Source organism: Microbulbifer sp. CAU 1566, assembly GCF_023156515.1.
Taxonomy (GTDB): domain Bacteria; phylum Pseudomonadota; class Gammaproteobacteria; order Pseudomonadales; family Cellvibrionaceae; genus Microbulbifer.
In genome coordinates this window covers 913,089-928,316 of the sequence record NZ_JALNMG010000001.1, presented here as the reverse complement: position 1 = coordinate 928,316, position 15,228 = coordinate 913,089, and the positions used below count along the sequence as shown (strand labels likewise).

The following is a 15,228-nucleotide window of genomic DNA, read 5'->3' as shown; positions in this document are numbered from 1 at the left end:
TGGGGCCGGCCGACAGGTCCGGCCCTTTATCGGTTTAGCTCGCGATAGCCTTCTGTTACAGGGTGATCTGCCCGCGCAGGTAAGTCACTGCACTGCCCCGCATGATCACGCGATCACCTTTCAATTCACAATCCAGCTCGCCACCACGGGGTGAAATCTGTCTGGCTTTCAATGCGGTTTTGTCGAGCTTCTCGGCCCAGAAGGGCACCAACCGCGTGTGTGCGGAGCCGGTAACCGGGTCTTCGTCGATGCCGATGGCGGGGGCAAAAAAGCGGCTGACGAAATCGCAGTCGAATCCCTCCCCGGGGGCGGTACAGATCAGGCCTTTATAGGGCAGCTTTGCCGCTGCACGCATATCGGGGTCGAGCCCGGCGACAACCTCCGCAGAAGCGAACTCGAGTAGCAGCTGGTCATTTGAGCCGGCAACTTCGAGTGCACGGAGAGGCTCTAGGCCCAGCGCCAGGGTGAACGCATCGACGACAGGGATATCCCGATTGGTCTGGGCGGGAAAGTCCAGCGCCAGTTGCTCGCCGTCCCGGCGCACCACCAGTTCTCCGCTGCGGGTAAAAAAGTGGATCTCTTCGTCGGTAAAGCCCAGTTCCGTCCACAGCAGGTGGGCGGTTACCAGGGTGGCGTGGCCGCACAGGGGGACTTCTTCGCCGGGCGTAAACCAGCGCAGTTCAAAGCCGTTGCCAGTGGGCACAGTGAAGGCCGTTTCCGCCAGGTTATTTTCGGCAGCAATCTGCAGCATCAGATCGTCATCGAGCCAGCGGGTAAGGGGCACGTAGGCGGCAGGGTTGCCTTTGAACAATTGGGAGGTGAAGGCGCCAGCCTGATAGATGGGCAGTTGCATGGGAGTTTCCTTCTCACATTGCCAGTGCAAATTAAGCAGAAATAGAAGACATAAAAAAGGGAGCGCTAAACAGCGCTCCCTTTTTAACAGGCGCGGGCGGTAATTTCTATTACCAGCCCAACTTCGGGTACTTACCAGCCAAAAACGCCCTTGAAGAAGAAGAAGAACAGAATCGCCAGACCCGCGCCTGCGGGCAGGGTGACGATCCAGGAGGCGGCAATGGTGGTAATCATGCGCAGATTCAGCGCGCCGATACCCCGTGCCAGGCCAACCCCCAGTACCGCACCCACCAGGGTGTGGGTGGTGGAGATGGGCAGGCCGGTGCCGGAGGCGAGCACCACGGTGGAGGCCGCGCCCAGCTCGGCGGCGAAACCGCGGCTCGGGGTCAGCTCGGTGATCTTGCGTCCGATGGTCGCCATAACCTTGAAACCATAAGTGGCGAGACCGACGACGATACCGGCACCACCCAGCAGCAGGATCCACGGTGGCATTACCGCTTTGGCCGTGACCGCACCCTGTTGCACGGTGTTTACGACCGCCGCCAGCGGGCCTACCGCGTTGGCCACGTCGTTGGAGCCGTGGGCAAAGGCCATGGCACAGGCGGTGAAGATCATCAGGATGGCGAACACGCGCTCCACGTTGGCGAAGCGGTTGTCTTTTTCCATTGCCGGGTCGCGTTTGATGCGCTTCAGCAGAGCGATACCTACGCCCATCACCACCAGGCCCATAACACCGGCAATCAGCGCGTCCTGCCAGAAGGAAAGGGAAATGCCGGCGTCTTTGAATACGTGCTTGAGGCCCTTGGTGAGGGTCACCATGGAGATCATCCAGCCCACCGCAAACATATACATGGGGATGTAGCGCTTGGCGTTACTGAAGGGATCCTCGGTATTGAGGATCAGTCGCTGCACGCTCCTGAACAGCAGGAAGGAAATGGTGCCTGCGAGCACCGGCGATACCACCCAGCTGGCAACGATGCTCGCGACCTTGGCCCAGGCCACCGCGTCCACGGAGATACCCACGGCAGAGAAACCGACAATGGCACCGACAATGGAGTGGGTGGTGGACACCGGCCAGCCGAGGATACTGGCAATCATCAGCCAGGTACCCGCCGCCAGCAGTGCCGACAGCATGCCGTACACCAGCAGTTCCGGTTTATCGTTGAACAGGTCCGGGGAGATGATGCCCTTGCGGATGGTGGAGGTAACCTCGCCACCGGCCAGGTAAGCGCCGGCGAATTCGAAGATCATGGCGATGATGATCGCCTGTTTGATGGTCAGTGCGCGGGAGCCCACCGAGGTGCCCATGGCGTTGGCGACGTCGTTGGCACCCACACCCCAGGCCATGAAGAAACCGAAAACACAGGCCAGGATCAGGAAGATATGGCCGTACTGAGCAATGATATCCATGGTCTTCCCCCTTTAACGTGCGAGCAACAGTTGCAATCGGTTGCCCACACCGTGGGCCTCATCGGCCAGGTCGCCGACCCACTCGATGATCCGATAGAGGAAAATCACGTCTACTGGCGGCAGCCCTTTCTCCATTTTGAACAGAGAGGCGCGCACTTCCACTTCGAGCTTGTCGGACTTGCGCTCCAGGTCATCGAGCTCTTCGGTCATGCGCTGGGCGATGTCCACCTCGCGCCCGGCGAAGCCAGATTCCAGCAGTTCATCCAGTTCGTTGATGGCGGTAAGTGCTTGGGCGGAAGCGGCTACGGCGCTTTCCACGAAGGTGCCCATCATGGCGTGCATGGAGGCAGGGATCTCCATTTGGCGGCCAATGGCCAGCCCGGCGATATCCTGGGCCTTGTTGGCCACTTTGTCCTGGGCGTGCAGCAGTTCCAGCAGGTCGGTGCGGGAGACCGGCATAAACAGGCTGTCCGGCAGGTGCAGACGCAGGTCTTTTTTGATGTCGTCGGCGCGGTTCTCGCTGGCGGAAATGCGCTGTTGTACGGTTTTGGCAGTGCTGAAGTCCCCTTGCATAAGGGCTTCAAAGAAGGGCACCAGATCCGCTGACGCCTTGTGGGCAGTCGCCATGTGCTCCTTGATCGGCTTGATCGGCGAGCGGCCGAACAGGTTGGCGATATTGGACAGGGGCATGGTCTGTTCCTTTTTTCCGGTCCTGACAGTTAACAAGAAGGCCGCCTGGTTAAACCCGCAGCGGCCAAATTTGGCGGCATGGTACCCCAACATCTGCGCAGGGCACAGTGACGCTTTGGTTTCGCCGCCATTCTGCGAATCTCTCGCACTTTCACCGCCGATCAATAGAGCTACAATGCGCCTTCACACTTAAGCGTAGACGGGTAACAGGGTATGGCTGTAGGCACAGGGGTGAGAGGCGCGGACCGGGTTCTCGATTTGCCGGGGTTACTGGAAGACCTGGTGAGCCAGGGTTATATCAGCCGCCTGGACGCCAATCGCCTGATTGGCACCCCGCGCACGGCCGAGCAGGCACAGATGCACCCGCTCAGCTATATCGCCAGCTGTGAGCTGCAGAACCAGAAAAAGCCGGGCAGGGTGCTGGATGCGGCTGTCCTGACCCAGTGGTTGGCGGATACCTCCTCCCACGGCCTCTACCATATCGACCCGCTGAAAGTGCATGTGGCCTCGGTCACCGAGGTCATGAGTTTCCAGTTTGCCAAGCGCCACCAGATACTCTGTGTGGAGGCCTCGAAAGAGATGCTGCTGGTGGCCACCGCCCAGCCCTATACCTCCGGCTGGGAAGAGCAACTGGAGCACACCAGCGGTCGCACCGTGCAGCGGGTGGTGGCGGACCCGGCGGATATCAAACGCTACTGCACCGAATTCTATTCCCTGGCCAACTCCATATCCGGGGCCAGCGGGTTAAAGGGCAGTTCCGGTGCCAACAACTTCGAGCAGCTGCTGGAGCTGGGCAACCTCAAGGACCCGGAAGCCAATGACCAGCACATCGTCAACATTGTGGACTGGTTGCTGCAGCACGCCTTTGATCAGCGCGCCAGTGATATCCACATAGAGCCGCGCCGGGATGTGGGCCGCATCCGCTTTCGCATCGACGGTGTGCTGCACCCGATTCACGAGCTGCCGGATCAGGTCAATGCCGCCATCACCAGCCGTCTGAAGATCCTCGGGCGCATGAACGTGGCGGAAAAACGCAAACCCCAGGACGGACGCATCAAAACCAAGCGCCCCGATGGCAGCGAGGTGGAATTGCGCCTTTCCACCTTGCCCACGGCGTTCGGGGAAAAACTGGTGATGCGGATCTTCGATCCGGAGGTGCTGGCGCGCTCCTACACCGACCTGGGGCTCGGCGGCGACGACCTGGCGCGCTGGCAGACCATGTTGGCTCGCCCCAACGGTATCGTACTGGTCACCGGCCCCACCGGCTCTGGTAAAACCACCACCCTGTATACCGCGCTGAAGCAGCTGGCCTCCACCGAGGTAAACGTTTCCACCATCGAAGATCCCATTGAGATGGTGGAAGACAGCTTCAACCAGACCCAGGTGCACCACAGTATCGGTCTCGACTTTGCCGCGGGTATCCGCACCCTGATGCGTCAGGACCCGGACATCATCATGGTGGGGGAGATCCGCGACCTGGAAACCGCGCAGATGGCAGTACAGGCGGCGCTTACCGGCCACCTGGTGATCTCTACCCTGCACACCAACGATGCCCCTACCGCAGTGACGCGTCTGCTGGATCTCGGATTGCCCCACTATCTGCTCAAATCTACGGTACTCGGGGTAATGGCCCAGCGCCTGGTGCGCACCCTCTGTCCCAGCTGCAAGCGCAAGGCGGAGGTCAGTGACGAGGACTGGCAGGCACTGGTGAAACCCTGGAAGGCGCCCAAGCCCGAGGTGGTGTACCAGCCGGAGGGCTGTCTCGACTGCCGCAACACCGGCTACCGCGGCCGCCAGGGTATCTACGAAATACTGCCGTTCACCGAAGGAGTGCAGGCCCTGGTCACCCACGATTGCGATCTGCAGCTGGTGCGCCGGCAGGGGATGCGCGAGGGCATGAACAGTCTGCGGTTATCCGGTGCACGCAAGGTTGCCGCAGGTATCACCACCGTGCAGGAGGTGCTGCGGGTGGCACCGCCACCGGATATTTCTTTCTGACAAATGGCCATTCCTGTTGCATAGTCAGACTGATCGAAGCGAACAATAAAGAAACGATTAATAAAGAAACGATTAATAAAGAAACGATCAATAAAAAAGCGATCAACCAAAAAGGATGATTGAGATGACGCTTGAATACGCACTTCTGGATGTTTTCGCCGATGCCCCGTTTCAGGGTACCCAGATCCCGGTGGTAAAACTGCCGGGGACCGAAACCAGCGACGCTTCAAAAATGGCGATCGCCAGTGAATTCCAGCAAACCGAAACCGTATTTATCGAGCCGCACAAGGATGTACCGGCCTGTGTGTTCAATAGCAAGGGGCCGCAGCGCTTCGGCGCCCACACCATTCTCGCCGCCTCCTATGTGGCGTTCGAGATGGGATTGACCCAGGACGAAGGCAGCTTTGCTTCCTTCCTGCTGCGCCAGGACGAGGGGCTGATCGAAAGCTTTATCGATAAAGCGGAAGCCGGGCCGGGCGCCATCCAGTTTGCGCGGGTGCTTTCCCCCACTGCCGATCGCTACACGCCGGAAGTTAGCCGCCTCGCTGCGGCACTGAACAGCGACGAAAAACATATCTCGTTCAGCAAGTACAAACCCATGGTGATCAGTGTCGACAGGCCCACACTGATCGTGCCCTTCACCCGCCCGGAGCATGTGATTGCCGCCAGTCTCAACAGCGAACGCTGGGCGCAACTGCTGGGTGAACTCTACACCTCGGAACTCTTCCTGTTTGCGCCCGGTTCCATCACCGGCAGTACAGAATTCCACGGCCGCCTGCTGAACCCCAACCTGCCGAAAGAGGTGTTCCCGCCGATTGGCAATGTCATGCCGGAGTTTGTGGCCTACCTTGCGGAACAACAGGAAACCGCGGCGGGCACCCACACCTTCTCCATTGATCGCGGCAGCCTGGAAACCCGCAAAAGTATTCTGCACGCCGAGTTCGATAAAAAACCGGGCAAGGAAGTGCGCTGTCGGATCGGCGGCAATGTGATCAAGATGGGCGTGGGGACGCTGCTGCACTCCTGAAGAAACCGTTTTGACTACCCGAATTTCCTATATTCCATAGATTGATGTAACCCCCAACAAAAAACGGGCCCGTGCATTGCGCGGGTTTTTTGTGTCAAAGGAGAGAAAAATGTCGCTGTTCGAACACTGCCCCGCCCCCATGGCAAACCGTGCGCAGCAACGGTGGCAGCAGTGGTGTGAGGCGGCGGATGCGTCGACGGTGACGCAGGTGGAAACTCGTCTGCAGAGCGCCGATGCTCCCGCTCATCTCGTCGACGCCCTGGCGCACAGCCTGGTGGGTTCAGATTTTTTCCTGCAGCAGTGTGTGCGCTTCCCCGATCTGCTACCGCTGCTGCTGGAGCAGGATGACCTGGGGATACCGCCCATTGACCTGGGAGCATTGGACAGCGAGGAGTCGCTGGAGCGGCACCTGCGCCAGCTGCGCAATCGTGTCAACAGTGAAGCCATCTGGCGGGATTTTGCCGGCCAGTGGGATATCCCCCAGGTGTGCGCCCGCCTCACCCAGCTGGCGGAAATGACGATTCAGGCAGCGCTGGATTGGCACCGGGCAAAGATGGTTGAGCGGCATGGCGAACCCCGCGACCGGGACGGCAATATTCAGCCCATGATCGTGCTCGGCATGGGCAAGCTGGGTGCGCGCGAACTGAATTTATCCTCCGACATTGACCTGATTTTTGCTTACCCGGAGCCGGGCGAGAGTGACGGCGACCAGTTTGAAGGCAAGAAAACCCTGGAAAACCAGGCGTATTTTCAGCGCCTGGGCCAGCGACTGATCAAAACGCTGGATGCCGTCACCGCCGACGGCTTTGTATTCCGGGTGGATATGCGTTTGCGCCCTTACGGCGACAGCGGTCCCTTGGTAAGCCACTTTGCGGCACTGGAAGATTACTACCAGACTCAGGGGCGTGAGTGGGAGCGCTACGCCATGATCAAGGCGCGCCCGGTGGCGGCGGCCGGTGAAGGCGCGGCGGAAGCCTGCGAAGAATTGATGGAACTGCTGCGGCCCTTTACCTATCGCCGCTATATCGATTTCAGCGTGATCGAGGCGCTCAGGGAAATGAAAACCCTGATCCAGCGCCAGGTGCGCGCCCGCGGTCTGATCGACAATATCAAACTGGGCCGCGGCGGTATTCGTGAGGTGGAATTTATCGCCCAGGCTTTCCAGTTGATTCGCGGTGGTCGCGAGCCGGATCTGCGGGTGCGCAATATATTGAAAGTGCTGCCGCTGCTGGAGCAGGGTGGCCATTTACCGCAAGGCGCTGCCGCGAAGTTGCGCGATGCCTATCTGCTGTTGCGCCGGGTGGAGCACGGCCTGCAGGCGGAGCGCGACCAGCAAACGCAAACACTACCGCCGGAAATCGAGCGTCGCGAACACCTGGCGTTTGCCCTCGGTTACACCAACTGGCCGGCGTTGGAAGAAAAACTGGTGGCGGCGCGCGCGGTCATCGAGCGCGAATTTGATGAGGTGATAGCGCCACCGGAAGAGGCAACGGAAATTACCGCTAGCGACAGCTGGCAGATGCTGTGGAATGGCTGCGAGCGCAGCGAAGACCGCGATAGCTGGCTCGAGCAATTGCACAACGCCGGCTTTCAGCCCGCGGCCAAAGCGCTGGAAGCTGTGGTGGCTTTGCACAGTGATCGCATTGTCAGTGCGTTGCCCGCTACCGGTCGCCAGCGCCTGGACCAGACGATGCCGCTGTTGCTGGCCGCCGCTTCCGAAGTGAGTGAGCCCTTGCTGGCGCTGGAGCGGGTAACACCCTTGCTACGCTCTATTTTGCGCCGCAGTGCCTACCTGGTGCTGATCAATGAAAACCCGCCGATCCTCGCGCAATTATTGCGCCTGTGCAGCGCGTCACCGTGGATTGCCGAGCTATTGGCGCGCCACCCGATTTTATTGGATGAAATGCTCGACCAGCGCCGTCTGCTGGAGCCTTCCACGGCAAAAGATATTGCCGACGACCTGCGCCAGGAACTGCTGCGGGTGGATCCGGAAGACCTGGAAGCACAGATGGAAGCCCTGCGCCATTTCAAACAGGGCCAGAGCCTGCGTATTGCCGCCCAGGAAGTCACCGGTGCTTTGCCGTTGATGAAGGTAAGCGATTCACTGACATGGCTGGCGGAGGCGATACTGCAGCAGTCGCTGACCCTGGCGTGGCAGCAGGTGACGGAAAAACACGGAACGCCCAACGGCGCCACTGCCGAAGATATGCATTTTTCCATCGTCGCTTACGGCAAACTCGGTGGCCTGGAGCTGGGGCACGGCTCGGATCTGGATATCGTGTTTGTACACGACGCCGAACCCCAGCAGTACACCGACGGCGAACGCTCCATCGACAATCTCAGCTTTTACACCCGACTCGCCCAGAGGCTGATCCATATCCTGCAGACCCGCACCCTGAGCGGCCCCCTGTACGAGGTGGATACGCGCCTGCGCCCGTCGGGCAATTCCGGTTTGCTGGTGACCTCACTGACAGCGTTTGAAAAGTACCAGCGCGAGAGCGCCTGGACCTGGGAGCACCAGGCACTGGTGCGCACACGCACCGTGGCTGGCAGTGTGCGCCTCGGAGAGGCGTTCGAATCCCTGCGCACAACGCTTTTATGTGAGGCGCGGGATGAGCAGAAATTGCGTGAAGAGGTGGTGCAGATGCGCAATAAGATGCGTGCGCACCTCGATAAGAGCAATGATCGGCAATTCGATCTCAAGCACGGTGCGGGCGGTATTGTCGATATCGAATTTATGGTTCAATATGCTGCATTGGCCTGGGCGCAGCGCGCCCCATCAATCGTGCGGTATACCGATAATATTCGCATTCTTGAAAGCCTCATCGAGGCGGGCCTGATGCCGGCCCACCAAGCCGAGCATTTGATCGACGCCTACAAAGCCTACCGATCTGAAGGTCATCGCCTGGCATTACAACAGCTGCCGGGGGTTGTATCCGGTGACCAATTCGAAGCGGAAAGAAAGACCGTTGAAACAACTTGGCAGCAGTTACTGGGTTAAAGCGCTCCCGCCTTTTTTCGTGCATGCGTTTTCCCCAATGGTTTCACTGCAGCCCAATTAAACTGTTTTTCACCAGGCTCTGTGCTGTAGGAGCCTGCCTGCAGGCGAACAGGCTCGATCCGGTATAGACCGCTCCCGCTCCTTCCCCAGGCCGCTCCTACAGAGTGCGTAATAGAATTTTGTAGGAGATCCCCATGTCTTTTGCCGATCGAGACGGCGTTATCTGGTTTGACGGTGAACTGGTTCCCTGGCGCGATGCCCGGATCCATGTCCTGACCCACACACTGCACTACGGAATGGGTGTTTTCGAAGGTGTGCGCGCCTACGAAACCGCCGATGGCGGCACCAGTATTTTCCGGCTGCAGGAGCACACCCGCCGCCTGTGCCGTTCCGCCAAAATCATGAACATGCCAATGCCGTACGATGCTGAGCAGCTGAATGAAGCCCAGCGTCTGGTGGTACGTGAGAATGGCCTCAAGGAAGCCTATCTGCGCCCCATGGCCTTTTACGGTTCCGAGGGCATGGGCCTGCGCGCGGACAAGCTGCAGACCCACGTGATTGTCGCCGCCTGGGAGTGGCCGAGCTATATGACCCCGGAAGCCCGCGAGCTGGGCATCAAGGTCAATACCTCTTCCTACACCCGCCACCATGTGAATATCGCCATGTGTAAGGCGAAGGCCAACGGCAACTACATCAACTCCATGCTGGCGCTGCAGGAAGCCATTCGCAACGGTTGTGAAGAGGCCCTGCTGTTGGACCCGGAAGGCTATGTGGCGGAAGGCAGTGGCGAGAACTTTTTCCTGGTAAGCGACGGGGTTATCTACACCCCGGAACTGACCTCCTGCCTGGATGGCATCACCCGTGCCTCGGTGATCCAGCTGGCGCACGAGTGCGGTTATACCGTGAAGGAAAAGCGCATCACCCGCGACGAGGTGTATATTGCCGACGAAGCCTTCTTCACCGGCACCGCCGCGGAAGTGCTGCCGATCCGCATGCTGGATGGCCGCACCATCGGCGAAGGTCGCCGCGGGCCGGTGACCAAGCGTCTGCAGCAGCTCTACTTCGATGTGGTTCAGGGCAAGAGCCAGGCGCACCTGGGCTGGCTCAGCGATGTGCATGAAACCTGCGCGCAGGTAGCAGCATCGGCTTGATTGTCTGGATTGGCTCAAATAAAAAAGGGTGGACCCCGCAAGGTGTCCACCCTTTTTTTATACTGTGTCGACAGGCCGACCTATCAGCTTGCCTGCTGTGGGCGTCCCACACAGTAGTAGTCAAAGCCGGCTTCGGCCATATCCAGCGGGTGGTACAGGTTGCGGCCGTCGAACACCACCGGCTCGCTCAGGCTGCTGCTGACGGTAGCAAAATCCAGGGTTTTGAACTGCTGCCACTCGGTGGCCACGATCAGGGCATCGGCGCCGGACAGGGCGCTGTCGCGGGTGCCGCACAGCTGCAGGTCGTCGCGGTTGCCGTAAATACGTTCGCACTCGTGCATGGCTTCCGGGTCAAACGCGCGTACCTTGGCGCCCATCTGCCACAGGTTTTCCATCAGGACCCGCGCCGGTGCTTCACGCATGTCGTCGGTGTTGGGTTTGAACGCCAGTCCCCACAGGGCAAAGGTTTTACCGGAGAGGTCCTTGCCATAGTGCTGCACAATCTTCTCCAGCAGGTAGTGCTTCTGGCTGTGATTGCGGTCTTCCACCGCATTCAGGATCATCGGCTCCAGCCCCAGTTGCGCGGCGGTGGTTTTCAGGGCCTGCACGTCTTTCGGGAAGCAGGAGCCGCCGTAACCGATACCGGGATAAATGAAGTGGTAGCCGATACGCGGATCGGAGCCGATGCCCTGGCGCACGGATTCGATATCCGCGCCCACCTTATCGGCAATCACCGCCATCTCGTTCATAAAGCTGATCTTGGTGGCGAGCATGCAGTTGGCCGCGTACTTGGCCAGCTCCGCGCTGCGCACATCCATCACGATGACCTTGTCGTGATTGCGGTTAAATGGTGCGTACAGCTGACGCATCTTCTGCTCGGAGGCATTTTCCGAGGTGCCGATAATGATGCGGTCCGGCTTCATGCAGTCGGCCACCGCCGAGCCTTCCTTGAGGAATTCCGGGTTGGAAATCACATCAAATTCCAGGTTCAGCGCATCGCGCGCCTGCAGGGTACGGGTTACTTCCTCACGCACCTTGTCCGCGGTGCCCACCGGCACGGTGGACTTGTTGATGATGTATTTTTTGCCGTTCATATGTTCGGCAATGGTGCGGGCTACGGTCAGTACGTAGCGCAGATCTGCGGAGCCATCTTCATCCGGCGGAGTGCCGACCGCGATGAAAATCAGTTCACCGTGGGCCACGCCCTCGGCGGCGTCGGTGGTGAAGGTCAGGTTGCCGGATTCATTGTTGCGCTTGACCAGTGGCTCCAGGCCTGGCTCAAAAATCGGAATATGGCCCTGCTTCAGGCGTTCTATCTTGTTTTCGTCGATGTCGATGCAGGTTACCCGGTGGCCGGCTTCGGCCAGTACGGCCGCTTGTACCAGTCCTACATAACCGGTGCCAAATACGGAAACATTCATTGCGCTACAGTTCCTTCACATTTGTCTGAATTGGAGGTTTCTTTACTCACTGCGCCCTGCTCGGATTGTGGGAGGTTTGAGCGAGCGATCACCAGGGCAATACACAGCCAGGTGAATACCATCATTTCCGAGCTGAACAGTTCGCGATGGGTGCTCAGCGGAAACCAGGTGCACAGCAGTATGATCAGTGGAGCCAGCGGGCGCCGGGATTCCGCTACCTGCGTATAGTCACCATGCCAGACGATACGCAGAAAGCATACCAGCACGGCGAGAAACAGCGCGCAGCCGACAATGCCGGCGCCGGCGAGAATTTCAAACACCACCTGGTGTGCGTAGGGTTGATCCAGGTGGGTATCAGCCCACTGTTCCGGTAGGAACAGCACGTAGTTGCCGGCACCGGTACCCAGCCATGGCGAGGCGAGGAATTGCTCCCAGGCCTGGCCCCACAGCTGGATACGTACCGGAATCACTGACGACAGGCCGTCCATATCCAGGCTCTGGGGAATGCTGGCGGCAATACGCTTGCCGATCATCGGGTCGCTGATGATCCACCAGCCGGCAAACAGCGCGGCTGCCGCGAGCAGGCACAGCACACCGATGGACGCGCGCAGCTGCTGGCGAATGGTGTACAGCCAGATCAGGCTAATCAGGGCAAAGGCTGCCCAGCCAGCGCGAGTATTGCCGAAGAAAGTGACCGCGAGGCACAGTAAATAGATTCCGGATTGTAGCGGCAGGCTGAGCCGGCGCACCGCCGGGGCGAAGAGTACCCAGGCGCAGAGCGGGGCTATGTAGTAGCCAAATTTGTCCGGGTGGCTGAAGTAACCGCCGAGGCGCTCTGCCCGGGGTACGCCGAAGAGGTCGAAGCCCACCAGCGCCTGGAAGAGCCCGTCCACCAGCCAGAAGCCGATAATGGCGAGCAGGCACAGTTGCAGCTTGTGCCATATGGCATCATTCCGTGCCCACAGTAGCACCGGGATTCCCGCAAGCATCAGGATCAGCTGGAAGGCGGCCAGTTCAATGGGTTTGTCGGTGTATTCCGAACCCGCCGCAGAAAGTGCCAGCGCGGCCGCGGCAAGCAGGTTCATCAGGCACCAGGGCTTGATGCCAAACGGCTTCCAGCTGTTGCGGTCGCGGATCAGCAAGGCGATGGCGGTAATGGCGAGCACCAGCACCGAGAGCTGAAAGGTGCGTGACCAGGGCAGCACCCAGATAAAGCTGCACAGCAGCAGGCCGATGGCAAATGGGCGGTCGAAAGTGCGCCGCAACAGGGCTTTGAGCGGGGATACGCTTTGCGGCGACGCGGCCGACAAGGTGGTAGACATACAGCGGGGATCCTGTTTTCCGGCCTTATTAACGACGATTTATGGGCCCTGGATAAGCCGAGCATTGTATCCCCAGAGCCCATTGCGGGCTACCGCAGCGGGCTCCGGGTCTGGCTGGTCACCGGTGTGTGCGCCAGTGGGTCATTCAGAGACCGCAATCCCGTACAGCAGTTTCAGTCTCGCCGGTGGCTGGGGTAGCATGCCGCGGAAGCGGGCGGGCATTCACCGGCGCTCATTCTGGATTCTGTCTCCGTTGAGGTCATCGCAACGGGCGTGATTTGCGGTTAAAGCCGGTGGCGTTGAAGCAATAAGGGGAAATTGTGCTGGTTATCTGGCGTTTTATTGACGGCAATCGCGCACACGAGAAGCAGAGCGCTGCGTTGGTCAGTGGCCTTGAGCAGTGCCTGGGGGCGGATGCGCTCGATTGCCGGACGATCGACTGTGGTGCGGTCAGGATATCGCTGTGGGGCGGCTTGCCCGCGGCTCTGCAGTCGCTGCCTCGCCCCGACTTCATCATTGGTGCGGGTCACCGCACCCACTGGCCGGTTCTGCGGGCACGGCGCCTTTGCGGGGGCCGCAGTGTGGTAATCATGCAGCCGAGCCTGCTGCTTTCCTGGTTCGACTTTGTGATTGCACCGGAGCACGACCGGCCCCCGGCGCTGGAGAATGTGATCCTGACCCAGGGCGCACTTGCCGAGCCGTTGCCGGAATTGCCGCTGGAGGCGGATCGCGGGCTATTGCTGTTTGGCGGTCCCAGCCGGCATTTCCATTGGGACGCGGCCAAAGTGGCGGCGGTGTCGGAGCGGCTGCTGCAGCAGCCTCTGAAATGGGTGCTGGCAGATAGCCGCCGCACCCCGGAGGGAACCCTGGAGCAGTATGTGGGCAGCGGGGCCGAGCTGGTGCCCTGGCAGCAGAGTTCCCCGGGGTGGCTGGCGGAGCAGATGGCCCGGGCCGGGCACATCTGGATTACTGGCGACAGCGTATCCATGGTATTCGAGGCGCTACAGAGCCGGGCGCAGATCGGCGTGATCGCCCAGCCCAGCCGGCGGCCGCGCAACAAAATTCGCGGCGCCATGCAGCGCCTGCTGGATCAGGGGCTGGTGGCGGAACAGGTCGAGGCGATGAGCATGGATGCATCCACAGCGGATGCGCGGTCGTCTCGCGAACCCTTCAATCAACAGATAAGCTGTGCGCGCGCTCTATTGCGCCGTTGCGGTATCAAAACAATCGAGGAGCACAGGTATGGTTGAGTTGGCGGAAGGGGCACAGCGGGACAAGCCATTGCGAATTTGCCAACTGTTTACCAGTGTAGAAACCGGCGGGCTGGAAAAGCATGTGCAGGAGCTCAGCAGCTGGCAATTGCAGAATTGCGAGGCCGAAGTCTACGTGATTGCCCACCCCCGCTATCGGGCCATGTTTCCCGCCGGGGTCCATTTTCTGGCGGTGAATACCGATCGCGGGCGCCGCAACCCGCTGCTCAGTTTTGAACTGCTGCGGTTGATGCGCCGCTATCGCTTCGACCTGGTGCACGCCCATGCGGCCAAGCCCGCCTACCTGATGCGCCGCCTGCAGCGCTGGATTCCCGGCAAGGTGGTGCTGACCCGGCACAATGTGGCCAATCCCAAAGACAGCCTGTCGAAACATTTCCCGCACCGGATTGCGGTGAGCCAGATGGCGGTGGCCAACTCGGCGCTGCGTTGGCAGGTGATCCCCAATGGCACCCGGTTGCCGAAGCTCGGTGAGGGTTACCGATCCGTGCTGGACAGTGGCAAACCGGCGGTGATTTCCGTTGCGCGCCTGGTGCCGGCCAAGGGAATCGATCTTCTGCTGCGGGCCTGGGCCCAGGCGCAGGTCGGGGATGCGGTGCTGTATATCCTCGGCGATGGCCCGCTGCGCGCGGAGCTGGAACGGCTGGGGGATGAGTTGCAGCTGGGGGAGCGGGTGAAGTTCGTGGGGTTCCAGTCCCATGTTGCCGACTGGATGTCGGTGGCGGATCTGATGGTCGTCGCCTCAAGCAAGGAGGGCGCCCCTTATACCGTGGCCGAGGCGCTGCTGGCGGGCTGTCCTTTGGTTTCCACCCATGTGGGCAATGTGGCCGAAAATATTCCGGCGTCCTACCTGGTCGACATCGGCGATACTGCCGGGCTCGCAGTAAAACTGACGTCGGCACTGGGGGATCTGGAGCAGCTGCGGGACAATTACAGTCCTTATTTTGCCCGCGCCCGCGAGCGCCTGACCCTGGATGCGATGGCGACGGAAACCATGAAAGTGTACCGGGCCGCACTGGCGTCAGCGCCATTAGTGACAGAATGAGCGGCTGGGTGTCGGGTGTCGGGCGTCGGGTGTAAGTAGCTGG

Annotated in this window: 11 protein-coding genes; 6 read left to right on the top strand and 5 right to left on the bottom strand. The window is 60.2% G+C overall.

The window, feature by feature from the left end; all coding sequences use genetic code 11:
* Positions 1 to 55: 55 nt before the first annotated feature.
* The 3 genes from M0G74_RS03830 to M0G74_RS03820 form a co-directional block, all read right to left on the bottom strand.
* Positions 56 to 853, bottom strand: a complete 798-nt coding sequence (locus M0G74_RS03830; protein ID WP_248214793.1) for a PhzF family phenazine biosynthesis protein — start codon at positions 851 to 853, stop codon at positions 56 to 58.
* A 131-nt stretch (positions 854 to 984) separates the two neighbouring features.
* On the bottom strand, positions 985 to 2,262 hold the full coding sequence (locus tag M0G74_RS03825; protein ID WP_160152371.1) for an inorganic phosphate transporter: 1,278 nt from the start codon (positions 2,260 to 2,262) through the stop codon (positions 985 to 987).
* A gap of 12 nt (positions 2,263 to 2,274) precedes the next feature.
* Complete coding sequence (locus M0G74_RS03820) at positions 2,275 to 2,952, bottom strand: TIGR00153 family protein (RefSeq protein WP_248214791.1); 678 nt, start codon at positions 2,950 to 2,952, stop codon at positions 2,275 to 2,277.
* Positions 2,953 to 3,165: 213 nt separating this feature from the next.
* Between M0G74_RS03820 and M0G74_RS03815 the strand changes: the two genes are divergently transcribed.
* The 4 genes from M0G74_RS03815 (at position 3,166) to M0G74_RS03800 (ending at position 10,129) form a co-directional block, all read left to right on the top strand.
* Positions 3,166 to 4,950: a GspE/PulE family protein gene (locus M0G74_RS03815; protein WP_248214790.1), complete on the top strand. Its 1,785-nt coding sequence runs from the start codon at positions 3,166 to 3,168 to the stop codon at positions 4,948 to 4,950.
* 124 nt (positions 4,951 to 5,074) lie between these two features.
* Positions 5,075 to 5,977 carry a PhzF family phenazine biosynthesis protein gene (locus tag M0G74_RS03810; protein WP_160152374.1) on the top strand — a complete coding sequence of 301 codons (903 nt, stop codon included), beginning with the start codon at positions 5,075 to 5,077 and terminating at the stop codon, positions 5,975 to 5,977.
* A gap of 109 nt (positions 5,978 to 6,086) precedes the next feature.
* Complete coding sequence (gene glnE / locus M0G74_RS03805) at positions 6,087 to 8,978, top strand: bifunctional [glutamate--ammonia ligase]-adenylyl-L-tyrosine phosphorylase/[glutamate--ammonia-ligase] adenylyltransferase (RefSeq protein ID WP_248214788.1); 2,892 nt, start codon at positions 6,087 to 6,089, stop codon at positions 8,976 to 8,978.
* 194 nt (positions 8,979 to 9,172) lie between these two features.
* Positions 9,173 to 10,129 carry a branched-chain amino acid transaminase gene (locus M0G74_RS03800; protein ID WP_160152376.1) on the top strand — a complete coding sequence of 319 codons (957 nt, stop codon included), beginning with the start codon at positions 9,173 to 9,175 and terminating at the stop codon, positions 10,127 to 10,129.
* A gap of 83 nt (positions 10,130 to 10,212) precedes the next feature.
* Here M0G74_RS03800 and M0G74_RS03795 read toward each other — a convergent pair whose 3' ends face one another.
* The gene (locus tag M0G74_RS03795; protein ID WP_248214786.1) at positions 10,213 to 11,550 is read right to left on the bottom strand and encodes a UDP-glucose/GDP-mannose dehydrogenase family protein; all 1,338 of its coding nucleotides are present in this window, start codon (positions 11,548 to 11,550) and stop codon (positions 10,213 to 10,215) included.
* On the bottom strand, positions 11,547 to 12,872 hold the full coding sequence (locus M0G74_RS03790; protein WP_248214784.1) for an O-antigen ligase family protein: 1,326 nt from the start codon (positions 12,870 to 12,872) through the stop codon (positions 11,547 to 11,549). Before M0G74_RS03790 ends, M0G74_RS03795 begins: the two co-directional genes overlap by 4 nt.
* A 320-nt stretch (positions 12,873 to 13,192) precedes the next feature.
* On the opposite strand from M0G74_RS03790, the gene M0G74_RS03785 reads away from it, so the two are divergent.
* Positions 13,193 to 14,122, top strand: a complete 930-nt coding sequence (locus M0G74_RS03785) for an ELM1/GtrOC1 family putative glycosyltransferase (RefSeq protein WP_248214783.1) — start codon at positions 13,193 to 13,195, stop codon at positions 14,120 to 14,122.
* Entirely contained in the window at positions 14,115 to 15,185 is a 1,071-nt protein-coding gene (locus M0G74_RS03780) for a glycosyltransferase family 4 protein (protein ID WP_248214781.1), read from the top strand. The genes M0G74_RS03785 and M0G74_RS03780 overlap by 8 nt, the downstream gene beginning before the upstream one ends.
* Positions 15,186 to 15,228 lie beyond the last annotated feature (43 nt).